General features: G+C 58.2%; 14 protein-coding genes. 3 read left to right on the forward strand and 11 right to left on the reverse strand.

The annotated features are described in order from the left end of the window. Positions 1-7: 7 nt before the first annotated feature. Positions 8-901 (reverse strand): glycine betaine ABC transporter substrate-binding protein, encoded by an 894-nt coding sequence (locus ACA071_RS04315; protein WP_497643284.1) that lies wholly within the window; start codon positions 899-901, stop codon positions 8-10. 20 nt (positions 902-921) lie between these two features. Then, entirely contained in the window at positions 922-1638 is a 717-nt protein-coding gene (locus ACA071_RS04320) for an ABC transporter permease (RefSeq protein ID WP_054049992.1), read from the reverse strand. Between the two features lie 489 nt (positions 1639-2127). Between ACA071_RS04320 and ACA071_RS04325 the strand changes: the two genes are divergently transcribed. From ACA071_RS04325 to ACA071_RS04335, 3 genes are all read left to right on the forward strand, one after another. After that, positions 2128-3711 (forward strand): peptide chain release factor 3, encoded by a 1584-nt coding sequence (locus ACA071_RS04325; RefSeq protein WP_497643285.1) that lies wholly within the window; start codon positions 2128-2130, stop codon positions 3709-3711. A 365-nt stretch (positions 3712-4076) separates the two neighbouring features. Continuing rightward, positions 4077-4334 carry a hypothetical protein gene (locus ACA071_RS04330; protein ID WP_497643286.1) on the forward strand — a complete coding sequence of 86 codons (258 nt, stop codon included), beginning with the start codon at positions 4077-4079 and terminating at the stop codon, positions 4332-4334. A 246-nt stretch (positions 4335-4580) separates the two neighbouring features. After that, positions 4581-5027, forward strand: coding sequence for a hypothetical protein (locus tag ACA071_RS04335; protein WP_497643287.1), 447 nt, complete (start codon positions 4581-4583; stop codon positions 5025-5027). 199 nt (positions 5028-5226) lie between these two features. On the opposite strand, the gene ACA071_RS04340 is transcribed toward ACA071_RS04335, so the two are convergent. The 9 genes from ACA071_RS04340 to ACA071_RS04380 form a co-directional block, all read right to left on the reverse strand. Next, positions 5227-6207 carry a peptide ABC transporter ATP-binding protein gene (locus ACA071_RS04340; RefSeq protein WP_046045819.1) on the reverse strand — a complete coding sequence of 327 codons (981 nt, stop codon included), beginning with the start codon at positions 6205-6207 and terminating at the stop codon, positions 5227-5229. Beyond that, positions 6207-7175 (reverse strand): ABC transporter ATP-binding protein, encoded by a 969-nt coding sequence (locus ACA071_RS04345; protein ID WP_497643288.1) that lies wholly within the window; start codon positions 7173-7175, stop codon positions 6207-6209. The genes ACA071_RS04340 and ACA071_RS04345 overlap by 1 nt, the downstream gene beginning before the upstream one ends. A 10-nt stretch (positions 7176-7185) precedes the next feature. Further along, complete coding sequence (locus ACA071_RS04350; protein WP_497643289.1) at positions 7186-8097, reverse strand: ABC transporter permease subunit; 912 nt, start codon at positions 8095-8097, stop codon at positions 7186-7188. Positions 8098-8110: 13 nt separating this feature from the next. Further along, the gene (locus tag ACA071_RS04355; protein WP_054049982.1) at positions 8111-9121 is read right to left on the reverse strand and encodes an ABC transporter permease subunit; all 1011 of its coding nucleotides are present in this window, start codon (positions 9119-9121) and stop codon (positions 8111-8113) included. A 74-nt stretch (positions 9122-9195) separates the two neighbouring features. Next, on the reverse strand, positions 9196-10791 hold the full coding sequence (locus tag ACA071_RS04360) for an ABC transporter substrate-binding protein (RefSeq protein ID WP_497643290.1): 1596 nt from the start codon (positions 10789-10791) through the stop codon (positions 9196-9198). Between the two features lie 78 nt (positions 10792-10869). Beyond that, positions 10870-12246, reverse strand: a complete 1377-nt coding sequence (locus ACA071_RS04365; protein WP_497643291.1) for an OprD family porin — start codon at positions 12244-12246, stop codon at positions 10870-10872. 172 nt (positions 12247-12418) lie between these two features. Continuing rightward, complete coding sequence (locus ACA071_RS04370) at positions 12419-14017, reverse strand: ABC transporter substrate-binding protein (protein ID WP_497643292.1); 1599 nt, start codon at positions 14015-14017, stop codon at positions 12419-12421. Between the two features lie 297 nt (positions 14018-14314). Continuing rightward, positions 14315-15940 carry an ABC transporter substrate-binding protein gene (locus ACA071_RS04375; protein WP_497643293.1) on the reverse strand — a complete coding sequence of 542 codons (1626 nt, stop codon included), beginning with the start codon at positions 15938-15940 and terminating at the stop codon, positions 14315-14317. A gap of 259 nt (positions 15941-16199) precedes the next feature. Further along, positions 16200-17801: an ABC transporter substrate-binding protein gene (locus tag ACA071_RS04380; RefSeq protein WP_497643294.1), complete on the reverse strand. Its 1602-nt coding sequence runs from the start codon at positions 17799-17801 to the stop codon at positions 16200-16202. Between the last annotated feature and the right edge of the window lie 324 nt (positions 17802-18125).

Genomic DNA, 18125 nt, shown 5'->3' on the forward strand with positions numbered 1-18125 from the left:
CTTCTCCTCAGTTCAGTGGATGCTGGCGCAGGAAATCTGCGGCAACGGATGAAGGGCTTTCGTGATCGACATCGACCCGCGCATTGAGCTGGCGCATGGTGGCGTCGTCGAACAGTTCGGCCAGCGGCTTGAGTTCTTCCGCGAGTTTCGGATGGGCGTCGAGGTAAACCTGACGCACCACCGGCGCGGCGGTGTAGTCCGGGAAGTAGTGCTTGTCGTCTTCCAGCAGTTTCAGCTTGAAGGCGTTCAAACGACCGTCGGTGGTGTAGACCAGACCGGCAAACACCTGGCTATTACGCAGGGCGGTGTAGACCAGCCCAGCGTCCATCTGCCGGATGTTCTTGCGGGTCAGGTTCATGCCGTAAAGGTCGACCATGCCGTCCAGACCGTCGGAACGGTTGGCGAACTCGGTGTCCAGCGCGACCAGGTGATTGGTCTTCGCCTCCGCCTGCATCACCGTATTCAGCTCGCTGATGGTGTTGATCTGCGGGTAGGCCTGCGCGGTTTTTTCCGGCAGGGCCAGGGCGTAGGTGTTGCTGAATTTCGACGGCGTGAGCCAGACCAGGCCTTTTTTCGCGTCGACTTCTTTCACCTTGGCGTAGGACTGAGCGCTGTCGAGCTTGTCAGTAATGTGGTTGTAAGCCACCAGCGAGACGCCGGTGTATTCCCACATCAGGTCCAGTTGGCCACTTTCGTGGGCGCTGCGGGCCAGGTTACTGCCCAGACCGCCGGTCACCTGGGTGTCGTACCCCTTGGTGCGCAGGTATTGGGAAGTGATTTCCGCCAGCAGGGTTTGTTCGGTGAACACCCGGGCGCCGATGCGGATCACTGGTTTTTCAGCGGCTTGGGCAAATCCTGCGAACAGCAGAACGCAGCCCATGATTAAGGTCAGTCTTTTCATAAATATTCCTTTGCCGAGGCTTAAGACGGGCGTAGGCCGCGTTCGAGCCAGAGGCGGCTGGCGAGTGTCACCAGGCCGTCGAGCAGCAAGGCCAGCAGGGCGGTACAAGCCGCGCCGAGCAGCAGTTGCGGCTGATTGTTCAGGGCGATGCCAGGGAAAATCAGGCTGCCCAGGCTGTTGGCGCCAATCAGGAACGCCAGTGGTGCGGTGCCGACGTTGATCGCCAGGGCCACGCGCACGCCACCGATAATGATCGGCACGGCGTTCGGCAGTTCGACCCGCCACAGCACTTGAGTCGGGGTCATGCCGATGCCGACGGCCGCTTCCTTGAGCGAACCCTGGACGTTTTTCAGGCCTTCATAGGTGTTGCGCACGATCGGCAACAGCGAGGCGAGGAACAGGGCGAAGATCGCGGGGCCGCTGCCGATGCCCAGAATCCCCAGGGCGATGGCGAGTACGGCGAGAGGCGGGACAGTGTTGCCGATGTTGAAGATCTGCATGAAGCGTTCAGCGCGACCCACCATGGTCGGGCGGCTGAGGAAGATACCGGCGGGGATGCCCACAACGAGGGCGGCCAGCATGGAAACAAGGACGAGGATCAAGTGAGCTTGCAGGTAAAACAACAAATCGTCGCGGTAATGTTCGATCGTGTTGATGCCAATCCAGTGGACCAGCAGGGCCAGGAGTGCGACGACAACCGCACCTCCTATAAGCCCCTTGCCATAGCGAATAGCCACAGGCGGACTCCTTTTTTTCTTGGTCGGCGAACGCAGTCCTTTGTGGCATGCCATTGCTGGCTGCCGGGATATCGACGTTCGCGAGAAGCAGCTCTTCATGCTGGTAAAACCGCATGAGATCAAGCCATAAGCGCAGCCTCGTCAGGCTAACTTGCTGATTTTTCAGCCCCTGGTACGAGTGCAGTAACAGGGGAGTGGACGTCTGCACCTTTTAAAAGGTTCCATATTTAGCAGCAATTAGCCACCCTTGATCTCGATTACCCGACGTAGCTGCTACCGAGCCCGCGAGGCTGCGTTCGGCGACGAAGTCGTCGTAGAGTCACCCATCGCGGTGTGCCTGATGCACCGCGGCGTCTGGTTTTACGGCGGCTTCGCCGCCGGACGCAGCCTCGCGGGCTCGGCAGCTGCTACAGGCGAACGGTGGTCCGTGGCGCTCGGTTTGCGCTATACTCGCCGCCCTTTTTTGAATCACCTGCCAGGCGATTTCCCATGACCAAACAGGCCGCCGAAGTCGCGAAACGCCGCACTTTCGCCATTATTTCCCACCCCGATGCCGGTAAAACCACCATCACCGAGAAGCTCTTGCTGATGGGCAAGGCGATTGCGATTGCGGGCACGGTGAAGTCTCGTAAGTCCGACCGCCATGCCACCTCCGACTGGATGGAAATGGAAAAGCAGCGTGGTATCTCGATTACCACGTCGGTCATGCAGTTCCCGTATCGCGACCACATGATCAACCTGCTCGACACCCCGGGCCACGAAGACTTCTCCGAAGATACCTACCGCACCCTGACGGCGGTGGACTCGGCCTTGATGGTCCTCGACGGCGGTAAAGGTGTTGAGCCTCGGACCATCGCGCTGATGGACGTCTGCCGTCTGCGTGACACGCCGATTGTCAGCTTCATCAACAAACTCGACCGTGACATCCGCGACCCGATCGAACTGCTCGACGAAATCGAAGCGGTCCTGAAGATCAAGGCGGCGCCGATCACCTGGCCGATCGGTTGCTACCGCGACTTCAAGGGCGTTTATCACCTCGCCGACGACTACATCATCGTCTACACCGCCGGTCACGGCCACGAGCGCACCGATGTGAAAATCATCGAGAAGCTCGACTCCGATGAAGCCCGCTCGCACCTCGGTGACGAGTACGATCGCTTCGTCGATCAACTGGAACTGGTGCAGGGCGCCTGTCACGAATTCAATCAACAGGAATTCCTCGACGGCCAACTGACCCCGGTGTTCTTCGGGACTGCACTGGGCAACTTCGGTGTCGATCACGTGCTCGACGCCGTGGTCAACTGGGCGCCGAAACCGCTGGCCCGTGTTGCCAACGAGCGTACCGTGGAACCGGTTGAAGAGAAATTCGCCGGCTTCGTGTTCAAGATCCAGGCGAACATGGACCCGAAACACCGCGACCGTATCGCCTTCATGCGTATCTGCTCCGGCAAATACGAAAAAGGCATGAAGATGCGCCATGTGCGCACCGGCAAAGACGTGCGGATCGGCGATGCGCTGACCTTCTTCTCCTCCGAACGTGAGCAACTGGAAGAAGCCTTCGCCGGCGACATCATCGGCTTGCACAACCACGGCACCATCCAGATTGGCGACACCTTCACCGAAGGCGAAGTCCTGGGCTTCACTGGCATCCCGCACTTCGCCCCGGAACTGTTCCGTCGCGTGCGTCTGCGCGATCCGCTGAAATCCAAGCAGCTGCGCCAGGGCCTGCAGCAATTGGCCGAAGAGGGCGCGACCCAGGTGTTCTTCCCGACCCGCAGCAACGACATCATCCTCGGCGCCGTCGGTGTGCTGCAGTTCGATGTGGTCGCCAGCCGCTTGAAAGAGGAATACAAGGTCGAGTGCTCCTACGAGCCGATCACTGTCTACTCCGCACGCTGGATCGATTGCAGCGATAAGAAGAAGCTCGAAGAGTTCAGCGTCAAGGCTGTGGAAAACCTCGCCATCGACGGCGGCGGTCACCTGACCTACCTCGCTCCGACCCGGGTCAACCTGGCGTTGATGGAAGAGCGTTGGCCGGATGTGAAATTCCGCGCGACGCGTGAGCATCATTAAGCGCTGATCGGTTACACCCAAAACCCCGTTGCGAAAGCTGCGGGGTTTTTTAATGTCCCGATTTTGGACAGTTGGATCGTTCCCACGCTCTGCGTGGGAATGCAGCCCGGGACGCTCCGCGTCCCAAGAGCGGACGCAGAGCGTCTATTGAGGCATACCCACGCAGAGCGTGGGAGCAATCAGGGTGACTTTCGGCATAACCCTTATTCCAAACCAATCTGCCCATCAGCGGCAATTACCGCCGTTCGTTAGCGTCCTATCTGGAGAACCCGGCCAATCGGAACTAGATTTCATTCAGCGCCACGGCAATCGGGTCATGCGCCGCCAGGCACCCATGCTGCATCTCAGAAAGGATGGAATCGGCTATGAGCATTTTTCAACGCATTGTGTTGTTGCTGAAGGTTTTGGTGATGCTGTCCGTGGGTATGTCGGCGGCGTGGGCCGATTGCCCGGCACACGGTGAGCAGGCTTCGAGTGGGCAGGTGATGCACACGGGCATGATGATCGCCGCGTCGGAATCGGAGGGCGGTGATAAAGGGCAGGGCGGCAGCGCCGATGATGACGACTCGACCACCGAGGAGCCTGATACCGACGATGACGACGAAGGCGATAGCCAGAGCTGAGCGATAGCCTGAAAGAAGACCTCCTGCCAGATGTGCATTTGGTAACAGGTCTAAAAGTTCTAAAAGCGCCTCTTTTATGGGGCGTTTTTTAAATATTTATTTGAATGCAAGTCGGTTAGTTGCGAAGCTCATGTTGTCGGCGATTAGTCAACTGTCAGGTCTTACAGTGGACGGAATTATTTATTCATTCTAAAAACTACTCGCGCAGTTGTTTTTTTGGCATCCATTAAACGCGAGGACTTCATCATGAATCTGGAAGCGAATGATAAGTTATTGGCAAGTCAGCAGCTTTTTCTCAAAACGGATAAGGCGGGTGACTTTCATGCAAGGTTTCTGTCTTTTACAGTGAGCGAGTCAGGTTTTATCAGAATGGAAGGGCAGGGTGATGAGAACAGCACGCTTGTCTTTTTTCTGACTTCTAAGCCGGAACTCCATAAAGATCTGAAGTTGTCTTATAACGGAGTCGGCGACATTCACGGCTGGTACGTTGACCGTAACGGGCTGTTCTGGGAACCCGTCGACGGCTCAATTACTTTTGATAGTTTTAATGCGGAAGAGGGCAAGGCGATATTTTCGTTCAGGTTTACAGGGCATCCGGGAAATGAGGACCAAGAAGACTTTAAAGCGGTAGGCGGCGGTCATTTCAATGCATTGACCAAGCCCAATGTTCCGCACTCCTTTCACCATAAATAATATAAAGATGACTCTTTGTTTTTAGCGAGCATTAAAAAACCCCTTCTACCGGACTGATGCGCAATCCAGGAGAAGGGGTTTGGTTAACGGGTAAAGCTGTAATCCCTGTGGGAGCGAGCCTGCTCGCGAAAGCGGTGTGTCATTCAACATTAATGTCGACTGACACGGCCTCTTCGCGAGCAAGCCCGCTCCCACATTTTTATGCCGCGCCGTCGAGGAACTGCTCGGCGTAGTGGCAAGCCACCTGGCGACTGTCGAGCAGGCGCAGGGCCGGCTCTTCGGTGCTGCAGCGCTCGGTGGCGTACGGGCAGCGCTTGTGGAACGCGCAGCCGGACGGTGGGTTTAGCGGGTTGGGCAACTCGCCGACGATCTTGATTTTCGGCTTGTTCGGGTCCGGGTGAATGGTCGGGGTGGCCGACAGCAACGCCTGGGTGTACGGGTGCAGCGGACGCTCGTAGATGTCGTTCTTCGGGCCCATTTCCACCGGGCGGCCGAGGTACATCACCATCACGTCATCGGCCACGTGCTGGACGACTGCCAGGTTGTGGGAGATGAACACGTAGGCCGTGTTGAACTCTTGCTGCAAATCCATGAACAGGTTCAGCACCTGCGCCTGGATCGACACGTCCAGCGCCGAAGTCGGTTCATCCGCCACCAGCACTTTCGGTTGCAGCATCATCGCGCGAGCCAGGGCGATCCGCTGGCGCTGACCGCCGGAGAACATGTGCGGATAACGCTGGTAGTGCTCAGGACGCAAACCCACCTGCTTCATCATCGCCTGGACTTTTTCGCGACGTTCAGCTGCGGAAAGGTTGGTGTTGATCAGCAGCGGTTCGCCGAGCTGGTCACCGACTTTTTGCCGTGGGTTCAACGAGGCGTAGGGGCTCTGGAACACCATCTGCACGTCTTTGCGCAGTTGCTTGCGCTGAGCCTTGTCGGCGCCGGTGACTTCTTGCCCGGCGATTTTCAAGGAACCGGAGGACGGCTCTTCGATCAGCGTCAGGGCACGGGCCAGGGTGGATTTGCCGCAACCCGATTCACCGACGACCGCGAGGGTCTTGCCGGCTTCCAGTTCAAACGACACACCGTTCAGGGCGCGGACGGTCGCATGGCCCTTGAACAGGCCACGGGACACTTCGTAGTGACGGGTCAGGTCGCGGGCGGTAAGTACGACGGCCATTACGCCACCTCCTGATTCAGCGGGTAGAAGCAGCGGGCGAGGCTGTTGCTTTTCGGGTCAAGGCCAGGACGTTGCTGACGGCAGGAATCCTGCACGTACGGGCAACGCGGCGACAGCAGGCAACCCTGCGGACGGTCATAACGACCGGGGACGATGCCCGGCAGCGTGGCCAGGCGCGTGGCGCCAAGGCTGTGTTCCGGAATCGCCTTGAGCAGCGCTTCGCTGTACGGGTGCGCCGGGATGTCGAACAGTTGCGGCACCTGACCGACTTCGACCGCTTGGCCGGCGTACATCACGCACACGCGCTGGGCGGTTTCGGCCACGACCGCGAGGTCGTGAGTGATCAGCACTAGGCCCATGTTTTGCTCTTTCTGCAGAGCCAACAGCAGGTCCATGATCTGCGCTTGAATCGTTACGTCCAACGCAGTGGTCGGTTCGTCGGCGATCAGCAGTTTCGGTTCGCCGGCAATCGCCATGGCAATCGCAACACGCTGGCTCATACCACCGGACAGTTGATGCGGGTAAGCATCCATGCGGCTGGCGGCGCCCGGGATTTCTACTTTTTCCAGCAGCTCGATGGCACGCTTGCGCGCTTGCTTGCTGGACATCTTCAGGTGAAGACGCAGCACTTCTTCGATCTGGAAACCGACGGTGTAGCTCGGGTTCAGCGCGGTCATCGGATCCTGGAAGACCATGGCCAGGTCTTTGCCGACGATTTGCCGGCGCTGACGGTTGCTGAGCTTGAGCATGTTCTTGCCGTCGAAATTCAGGGCGTCGGCAGTGACGATCCCCGGATGCTCGATCAGGCCCATCAGCGCCATCATGGTCACGGATTTACCGGAGCCCGACTCGCCAACGATGGCCAGGACTTCGCCCTTGTCCACGGTAATGTCGAGCCCGTCGACCACCGGAACGGCGTTCTTGTCGCCAAAGCGAACGTTGAGATTCTTGATTTCTAACAGTGACATTTGAATCTCCTCAGGCGGCGTTCTTGAGTTTCGGGTCCAGCGCATCGCGCAGGCCGTCGCCCATCAAGTTGATTGCCAGCACGCTGAGCAAAATGGTCAAACCAGGCAGACTCACCACCCACCAGGCGCGTTCGATGTAGTCGCGAGCCGAAGCCAGCATGGTGCCCCACTCAGGGGTTGGCGGTTGAACGCCAAGGCCCAGGAAGCCCAGGGCGGCGGCATCGAGAATCGCCGAGGAGAAGCTCAAGGTCGCTTGAACGATCAGCGGCGCCATGCAGTTAGGCAGCACGGTGACGAACATCAGGCGTGGCAGGCCGGCACCGGCGAGGCGCGCGGCGGTCACGTAGTCGCGGTTCAGTTCGCCCATTACCGCGGCGCGGGTCAGACGAACATAGGACGGCAACGAAACCACGGCGATCGCAATAATGGTGTTGATCAGGCCAGGGCCGAGGATGGCGACAATCGCCACAGCCAGCAGCAGGGATGGCAGGGCCAGCATGATGTCCATCAGGCGCATGATGGTCGGGCCGAGCATTTTCGGAAAGAAACCGGCGAACAGACCCAAAAGGATGCCCGGAATCAGCGACATCACCACCGACGACAAGCCGATCAGCAGGGACAGGCGCGAACCGTTGATCAGCCGCGACAGCAGGTCGCGACCCAGTTCATCGGTGCCGAGCAGGAACTGGATTTGCCCACCTTCCAGCCAGGACGGCGGGGTCAGCAGGAAGTCACGGTATTGCTCGCTCGGGTTGTGCGGGGCGACCCACGGCGCGAAGATCGCGCAGAAAACCACCAGCAGCATGAACATCAGGCCGGCAACGGCACCTTTGTTCTTGGAAAACGCTTGCCAGAATTCTTTGTACGGAGACGGGTACAGCAGGCTTTGATCGACTGCTACCGATGGAATTGGAGTGCTCATGGTCATGATGATCTCAGCGCTGGTGACGAATGCGTGGGTTGGCAAAGCCGTAGAGGATGTCCACTACGAAGTTGACCAGAATCACCAGGCAGGCGATTAACAGGATGCCGTTTTGCACCACGGGATAATCCCGTGCGCCAATGGCTTCGATCAGCCATTTGCCGATGCCGGGCCAGGAGAAGATGGTTTCGGTCAGGACCGCACCGGCCAGCAACGTGCCGACTTGCAGGCCGACTACGGTCAGTACCGGAATCAGCGCGTTGCGCAGGCCATGGACGAATACCACGCGCGCTGGCGACAGGCCTTTGGCGCGGGCGGTACGGATGTAGTCTTCACGCAGCACTTCGAGCATCGAAGAACGGGTCATCCGCGCAATAACGGCCAGCGGGATGGTGCCGAGCACGATGGCCGGCAGGATCAAGTGGTGCAGGGCATCGAAGAAGGCGCCAACGTCATCGGCCAGCAAGGTGTCGATGAGCATGAAACCGGTGCGCGGCTCGATGTCGTAGAGCAGGTCGATTCGCCCGGACACCGGGGTCCAGCCCAGGCTCACCGAGAAGAACATGATCAGGATCAGGCCCCACCAGAAGATCGGCATCGAATATCCCGCCAGGGAGATGCCCATCACCCCATGGTCGAACAGGGATCCTCGCTTGAGTGCCGCGATCACCCCGGCCAAAAGGCCAAGGATGCCGGCGAACAACAGCGCGGCCATGGACAGTTCCAGGGTCGCAGGGAATAGAGAACTGAACTCGGTCCAGACACTTTCACGTGTACGCAGGGATTCGCCAAGGTCGCCGTGGGCCAACTTGCCGATGTAATCCAGGTATTGGGCATACAGAGGTTTGTTCAGACCTAGGCGTTCCATTGCCTGGGCGTGCATTTCGGGGTCGACCCGACGTTCGCCCATCATTACTTCCACGGGGTCGCCCGGAATCATGCGAATCAACGCGAAAGTCAGCAAGGTGATGCCGAAAAACGTGGGGATCAACAACCCCAGTCGGCGGGCAATAAAACTAAACATCTTGTGTGGTACCTCATCAGCCGGTTAGGCGTGCCTGGCGTCCCTGGGGTCAGGGACGCCGGGAGTTTTCTTATCTACTTCACCTGGGTGGTGGCGAAGTTATTAGTGGTGAGGGGGCTAATGTGGTAGCCCTCTACGTTGTTGCGCATTGCGGTGAACATACGGGTGTGGGCCATGCTGATCCACGGTTGGTCCTGGTTAAAGACCTCCTGGGCTTGCTCGTACAACTTGGCGCGTTCGGCTGGATCTACTTTAGCGCGGGCTTCATCGATCAGCGCCTGGAATTTCTCGCTGCACCAGCGCGCGTAGTTTTCGCCGTTTTTGGCCGCCTCGCAACTGAGCATAGGCGTCAGGAAGTTATCCGGGTCGCCGTTGTCGCCCGCCCATCCGGCGGAAACCATGTCGTGCTCGCCGTTTTTGGCGCGCTTGAGCATCTCGCCCCATTCCATGACGCGAATGTCGATCTTGATCCCGACCTTGGCCAGGTCAGCCTGCATCATCTGCGCGCCGAGCATCGGGTTCGGGTTGGTTGGACCGCCGCCGTTACGGGTGAACAGAGTAAACGTGGTGCCTTCCGGTACGCCGGCTTCCTTGAGCAGGGCGCGCGCCTTGTCGAGGTCACGTGGCGGGTTGGTCAGCGTGTGGTTGTAGCCCAGCAGGGTGTCCGGGTACGGGTTGACCGCCACGGTCGCATTGCCTTTGCCGAACAGCGCGTTGACGTAAGCCGCCTTGTCGAAGGCGATGTCGATGGCTTTGCGTACCCGCACGTCGCTCATGTACTTGTGGGTGGTGTTCATGGCGATGTACGAAACGGTCATCGCGTTCAGTTCATCGACTTTCAGGTTGGTGTCTTTCTTGATGCTCGGGATGTCATCCGGTTTCGGATACAGCGCGATCTGGCACTCGTTCGCCTTGAGCTTTTGCAGGCGCACGTTGTTGTCGGTGGCGATGGCCAGGATCAGCGCATCAGCCGGAGGCTTGCCACGGAAGTACTCCGGGTTGGCCTTGAAGCGGACCTGAGCGTCCTTGGCGTAACGCTGGAAGATGAACGGGCCGGTGCCGACTGGCTTGTTGTTCAGGTCGCCAGTCTTGTTGGCCTTGAGCAACTGGTCGGCGTACTCGGCGGAGTAGATCGAGGAGAAGGCCATGGCGATGTCGGCCAGGAATGGCGCTTCGCGACGGGTCAACGTGAACTTGACTGTGTTGTCGTCAACTTTCTCGACGCTTTTCAGCAGTTCCTTGAAGCCCATGCTTTCAAAGTACGGGAAGCCCACACTCGACAGTTTGTGCCACGGGTGATTCGGGTCCAGCTGACGCTGGAAGCTCCAGACCACGTCGTCGGCGTTCATGTCGCGGGTCGGCTTGAAGTAATCGGTGGTGTGGAACTTGACGCCTTTGCGCAGGTGGAACGTGTAGCTCAGACCGTCTTCGCTGATGTCCCAGGAATCGGCTAGTGCCGGAACCACTTCGGTGGTGCCGGGCTTGAAGTCCGCCAGACGATTGAAGATGGTTTCGGCCACCGCATCGGCTGTGACTGCAGTCGTGTACTGGACCATGTCGAAGCCTTCCGGACTGGCTTCGGTGCAGACCACCAGGGGTTTGGCCGAGACGCCAACAGCGACACTCAGCAACGCGGCAGCGATGGCCGCACGTAGGGGAAGCATTTTCATCAAGAACCCTCTGCAATCGGTTGAACAGGAAAAAACCAAACGGCCGACTCGTCATGAGTCGGCCGTCGGCTGGCGGTTTTACAAAATCTTGAACGGGATGGTGGTCACGAGACGGAACTCGTTGATGTTGCCGTCAGCCTGTTGATCGCTGGCGCGGTGAGTGGTGTAGGTCGCACGCACGGTGGTCGCTTTAAGCGGGCCGCTCTGCACGGCGTACGAAGAACCGATGCCGTATTCATAGTGGTTTTCGCCGTTCATGTTGCGAACGTCGTAGGCAGTGCCGGTGTAGTGCGTACCGTCGATGCCCCAGCCGCGAGCCTGGTAGATGTTGAACTTCAGGCCTGGCACGCCGTATTCGGCCATGTTCAGGCCGTAGGCGATCTGGAACGATTTCTCATTCGGGCCGTTGAAGTCGGACAGCAGGGAGTTGGCCAGGTAGATGCCGTTGGTTTCGTGCAGGTAGTCGAAGTACTCGTTACCGTTCACTTCCTGGTACGAGAAGGTCAGGCTGTGGGCCTGGTGAGTCAGACCGAGCGACAGCGAGTAGGTGTCGTTGTCGATCTCACCCATCAACTTTTTGCCTTCGTCGACGGTTTTGTAGTAGTTCAGGCCGGTGGTCAGGCTCAGGACCGAGCTGTCGCCCAATTCGTGAGTAGCGCCGAAGTAGTACTGGTTCCAGAAGTCTTCGACGTTGGTCGCGTACAGGCTGGTCTTCAGGCTTTTGAACGGCTGATAGTTCAGGCCAGCAGTGTTCACGTGGTCAGTTTCGACGCCGGTGGCGCTGTATTCACTGCGGAATTTCGACAGGCTCTGCTCGGTACGTGGCGACACGCGGTCGAAGGTGCCGAGGTCGAACGACAGGTTGTCGAACTCTTCGCTGTGAATGGCCACACCTTCAAAGCTCGAAGGCAGCGGACGGTTGCCGATGACGTCGACGATCGGGCTGCTGAAATTCATGCGGCCGGCGGTCAGGGTGGTGTTGGAGATGCGCGCCTTGACGTTGGCCAGGCCGAGTTTGCTCCACTGATCCACGGCGTCGCCGTTGGTGTGAGCCAGGGTACGGTTGGAACCGCCCTTGATGTCTTCGCGGCTGCGATCCAGCGCAATGGCGTTGTAGGCCGCCACTTCGGTGCTGAAACCCACGGTGCCTTGGGTGAAGCCCGAGGTGTAGTTCAGGATGGTGCCCTGAACCCAGTTGATGCGACGCGAGCCGTTCAGTGTTTCGCCATGGCGTTCGTAATTGAAAGTACCGCCACGTTGCTTGTCTTCGTTGGCATACCAGTTACGGGTAGAACCCGACAGGCTTTGGCCTTCGATGAAGCCTTTGGCTTCCGACTGGGAATTGGTGCTGGCCAGTTGGGTCGGAACGAAGTCCTGGCTTTGGGTTTCTGCGTAAGCCGTGGCGGTTACGCTGCTGATGGCCATAGCCAATAACGCAGTGCTGCTCAGTTTCATGGGTGAAGCTCCTTTCTTTCTTTTTTTTAATGCCGGTCTTTTTTGGTGATCCGGCTATTGGTTTAGAACTCAATCAAGGCATCGCAAACGTTTGCTGTAGGCCTGATCGGCGAATTACGGCAATACGCTTGCGTGAGGACGGAATCCGCCCTCAGCGTTTCTGGCTAATCGGTTATTTTTCTATGCTGACACCCGAGAACACGTTGCGACCAAAGGGGCTTACCTTGAACCCTTCGATTTTGGCGCTTAACGGCTGGTTGACCGTCGAGTGAGCGATAGGCGTGATCGGCACTTGCTGCTTGAGCAATTGCTGCGCCTGTTTGTAAAGCACGGTCCGCTGGTCACGGTCAGTAACGACCTTGGCCTGCTTGACCAGCTTGTCGTAAGCCGGATCACACCACATGGAGTAGTTGTTGCCGCCAATGGCGTCGCAGCTATAAAGCGTGCCGAGCCAGTTGTCCGGGTCCCCGTTGTCACCGGTCCAGCCGATCAGGCTGATGTCGTGTTCGCCATTTTTGGTGCGCTTGATGTACTCGCCCCATTCGTAGCTGACGATCTTGACCTTGAGGCCGATCTTCGCCCAGTCAGCCTGGAGCATTTCGGCCATCAACTTGGCGTTGGGGTTGTACGGGCGCTGGACCGGCATGGCCCAGAGGGTGATTTCGGTGCCTTCTTTCACGCCGGCAGCCTTGAGCAGTTCCTTGGCTTTTTCCGGGTTGTAGGCGGCGTCTTTAATGGTGTCGTCGTAGGACCACTGGGTCGGCGGCATGGCGTTGACCGCCAACTGCCCGGCGCCCTGGTACACGGCGTTGAGAATGCTTTGCTTGTTCACCGCCATGTCCAGCGCCTGACGCACTTCGAGCTGGTCGAACGGCTTGTGCCGTACGTTGTAGGCGATGTAGCCGAGGTTGAAACCAGGCTTCTCGATGAGCTTGAGTTTCGGGTCGTTCTTTAGTGCCGTCACATCGGCAGGGCGCGGGTGCAGAGTGATCTGGCACTCGTCGGCCTTGAGTTTCTGCACGCGCACCGACGCGTCGGTGTTGATGGCGAAAATCAGGTTGTCGAGCTTGACCCGGCTCGGGTCCCAGTACTGCTTGTTGCCGGTGTAGCGGATGTTGGAATCTTTCTGGTAGCTCTTGAATACGAACGGCCCGGTGCCGATCGGCTTCTGGTTGATCTCGCTCGGTTTGCCTTCGGCCAACAGTTTGTCGGCGTATTCGGCGGACAGGATGGCGGCGAAGCTCATGGCGATGTTCTGGATGAACGCGGCGTCCACGCTATTGAGCGTCATGACCACGGTCAGCGGCCCGGTCTTCTCGACCTTGGCGATGTTCTTGTTCAGGCTCATCCCGTTGAAATACGGGAACTCAGTCGGATAAGCCTTACGGAAAGGTTGCTGGGGATCGAGCATGCGATTGAACGTGAACAGCACGTCATCGGCGTTGAAATCACGGGTCGGCGTGAAGTAAGGCGTGGTGTGGAACTTCACCCCTTCGCGCAGGTGAAAGGTGTACGTAAGGCCGTCTTCGGAAATATCCCACTTAGTGGCCAGGCCTGGAACTACGTTGGTGGCGCCTTTTTCAAACTCTGCCAATCGGTTGTACAGCGGTTCGGCGACGTCGTTATCGGTCGCAGTGGTGTACTGCGCCGTATCGAAACCGGCGGGGCTGCCCTCAGAGCAGAACACCAGGCTGTTGGCGGCCTGGCTGATGGAAGTGGCGGCCAACAGGCCGGTGCCCAGCAATGCGGATAAAACCAAGGTATGGCGCATGACGCTCCCTCTTTTTAGTGTTTAACAATGAGCCACCGTCCCGTCCAGGGACGTGGGGGCTTCATTGATCTCAAACCATGTGCAGCAAACCGAGGGCCCACGCATGAACTGGTCAGAACCCGACGGTATGGGCCGTGGGTCTGGCAGTAAATGCGGAAAGGCCTGAAAAACGCGTAGGAAAAGCCGACAGGTCCCAAACCTCTGCTGTGGTACGCAGTGGATTTGGCTGTCAGTTAATTCCTACATTCCCGGCAGATAAAGCAACGGCGACGTTAAACACGTCGCCGCTGCCAAATCTCATTTGCTGACGCTGACGCCGTAGAAGGAGTTCAAGCCGAATGGGCTGATCTTGAAGTCCTGCACGGTGGTGCGCATGGGTTGATACACCGTCGAGTGTGCGATAGGTGTCATTGGAACTGCATCTTTGAGGACGTGTTGCGCCTGTTTGTACAGTTCGGTGCGCTTGCCCTGGTCGGTCGTGCGCTTGGCTTCTTTCACGAGGCCATCGAACTTCTTGTCGCACCACTTGGAGAAGTTGTTGCCGCTCAGCGAGTCGCAGCCGAACAGAACATTGAGCCAGTTGTCCGGATCACCATTGTCGCCGCTCCAGCCAATGATCATGGCCTGGTTCTCGCCGCCTTTGGAACGCTTGATGTACTCGCCCCACTCGTAGCTGGTGATCTTCACGTTCAGGCCGATTTTCTTCCAGTCGGACTGCAGCATTTCAGCCATCAGCTTCGCGTTCGGGTTGTACGGACGCTGTACCGGCATCGCCCACAGGACGATCTCGGTGCCTTCCTTGACGCCGGCTTCCTTGAGCAGCTCCTTGGCTTTCTCAGGGTCGTACTTGGCGTCCTTGATGGTGGTGTCGTAGGACCACTGGGTCGGCGGCATGGCGTTGACGGCCAGTTGGCCCGCGCCCTGGTAAACCGAATCAATGATCTGTGGCTTGTTGACAGCCATGTCCAGCGCCTGACGAACGCGCAGGTCAGCCAGCGGGTTCGCTTCGTTGCTGCCCTTGACCTTGTCCATCACGTTGTAGGCGATGTAGCCCAGGTTGAAACCGGCCTGGTCAGGCATCTTCAGGGTTTTGTCTTCTTTCAGCGCTTTCAGGTCGGCTGGACGAGGGAACAGGGTGATCTGGCACTCGTTCTTCTTCAGCTTCTGGATGCGCACCGACGGGTCGGTGGTGATGGCGAAGATCAGGTTGTCGATCTTGACGTCGTCAGGCTTCCAGTAGTCCTTGTTCCCGGTGTAGCGGATGTTGGAGTCTTTCTGGTAGCTCTTGAACACGAACGGGCCGGTGCCAATCGGCTTCTGGTTGATGTCGGCAGCCTTGCCTTCCTTGAGCAGCTGGGCAGCGTACTCGGCGGATTGCAGGGAGGCGAAACTCATGGCCATGTTCTGGATGAACGCGGCATCAACTTCTTTGAGGGTGAACTTGACGGTGTGGTCGTCGACTTTATCGATCTTGGTGATGTTGGTGTCCATCCCCATGTCGGTGAAGTACGGGAATTCGGTCGGGTACGCTTTGCGGAACGGATCATCCTTGTTAATCATGCGATTAAAGGTGAACAGTACGTCGTCAGCGTTGAACTCACGAGTTGGCTTGAAGTACGGCGTGGTGTGGAACTTGACGCCTTCACGCAGGTGGAAGGTGTACGTCAGGCCGTCCTGGGCGATATCCCAGCTGGTCGCCAGACCAGGAATGACAGCGGTGCCGCCCCGTTCGAACTGGGTCAAACGGTTGAACATGGTTTCTGCAGAGGCGTCGAAGTCGGTTCCGGTGGTGTACTGACCAGGATCAAAACCGGCCGGGCTCCCTTCGGAGCAAAACACCAGGTTAGTCGCCGCTTGGGCGAAAGGTGCGGCAGCTAACAAGCTGGCGCCGACTAAAAACGGAATGACCGCGTGTTTAAGCATGGTGGCCTCATGATTTGTTGTCATTTTTGGAATTAGAGGACGACCTCGTGAGTCGTGCCTGCGGATACTTATGCAGGGGCCATACCCATTGCAAGATCCAGAACGGCCACAAGTCTTAAACAGTGGCACGAACGTACCTTAATGTCGCATATGTATAAATATTGACGCATTTGACCGTTTGCGCGCGTTTTTTACGGTGCAAACGGCGCCCCATGAGGGGGCAGCGGGCGCGTATGGCGCACCCGCTTGGAGCGCGGTGTTACTTATTTATACCCACGCCATAGAAGGGCGTGAGGCCAAATGGGCTGATCTTGAAGTCGGTGACTTCCTTGCGCAAAGGCTGGAACACCGTCGAGTTGGCGATCGGTGTGATAGGCACTTGTTGCTTCAGGATTTTTTGCGCCTGTTGGTAGAGTTTGACCCGTTCGTCACGGTCGGTTGAAACCTTGGCCTGCTGGACCAGTTTGTCGTACGCCGGGTCGCACCACTTGGCGTAGTTGCTACCTTTCACCGCAGCGCAGCTATACAGCACGCCGAGCCAGTTATCCGGGTCGCCGTTGTCGCCAGTCCAACCATAGATCATCGCGTCGTGTTCGCCATTCTTGGCGCGCTTGATGTACTCGCCCCACTCATAGCTGACGATGTTGGCCTTGATCCCGACCTTTTCCCAATCCTGCTGGATCATCTGCGCCGACATCCGCGCATTCGGGTTGGAGGCACGCTGCACGGTCATGGCCCACAAATTAATGGTCGTACCGGGTGCAACCCCTGCTTCTTTCAGTAGCGCCTTGGCCTTGGTCGGATCGTGGGGCGCATCCTTGATATTCGGATCAAAGGACCATTGCGCCGGTGGCAGGGCGTTTTGCGCGAGCTGGCCGGCGCTCTGGTAGACAGCTTTGATGATCGCGGGCTTGTCGATGGCCATGTCCAACGCCTGGCGAACCTTGAGCTGGTCCAGCGGCGGATGGGTCACGTTGTAGGCGAGGAAGCCGAGGTTGAAACCGGCCTGCTTGAGCACCGTCAGGTTCGGGTCCTTTTCCATGACTTCGATGTCGGCCGGGCGCGGGTAGCCGCTGACCTGGCATTCACCGGTCTTGAGCTTCTGCAAGCGCACGGCAGCGTCCGGAGTGATCGAGAACACCAGGTTGTCGATTTTCACATCCTCGGGTTTCCAGTACGCCTTGTTACCGGCGAAGCGGATCTGCGAGTCCTTCTGATAGCGCTTGAACACGAACGGCCCGGTACCGACCGGCTTCTGGTTGATATCAGCCGCTTTGCCTTCCTTTAATAGCTGCGCGCCGTACTCGGCGGACTGCACCGAGGCGAAACTCATGGCCAGGTTCTGGATGAACGCGGCGTCGATGTTGTTCAGGCTGAAACGCACAGTGTGCTCGTCGATCTTGTCGACGCTCTTGATCGTCTTGTTCAGGTCCATGTCGGTGAAGTACGGCGACTCGGCGGGGTAGGCCTTGCGGAACGCATTCTCCGGGTCGAGCAGGCGCTGGAAGGTGAACAGCACGTCGTCGGCGTTGAAATCCCGGGTCGGAGTGAAGTAGTCGGTGGTGTGGAATTTCACGCCGTCGCGCAGGTGGAAGGTGTAGGCGAGGCCGTCCTTGCTCACATCCCAGCTCGTCGCCAGTCCCGGTTCGACTTCCGTGCCGCCGCGCTTGAACTGAGTGAGACGGTTGAAGACGGTTTCGGCCGAAGCGTCGAAGTCTGTGCCGCTGGTGTATTGGCTCGGGTCGAAACCGGCAGGGCTGGCTTCGGAGCAGTAGACCAATGTTGTGGCGGCTTGGGCGAATGGCGCGGTGGTCGCCAGGGCGATAGCGAGCAGGAGAGGTTTGACGGTGGTTCTTTCCATGGAGTCCCCGGGGGATTTGGGTAGCGGTATCTCCTGAGAGTAGCGTTGTTGACGGGTTGCGCGGAAATATCGTTTTTTGAGGGCTACCCCTCTATATGGGCATAGTTGGTTGTTTTCCTTCCGATGTACTTGGTTAAAACTGTGGGAGCTGGATTGTCTGCGAAGGCGGCCTGGCAGCCGACCTGTTTCTTGTTGACCGAGTACATATCCATTCCTGCGGTAACGGCGGCTTAGGGTTTCGCCCTTACGGCGAGGCACTTTTTTCAAACGCCAAAAAAGTACCCAAAAAGGCTCGCCCCGGCGTCCGGCCCCTCGCCTAGGCTC

This window comes from Pseudomonas sp. LBUM1646 (assembly GCF_059716165.1).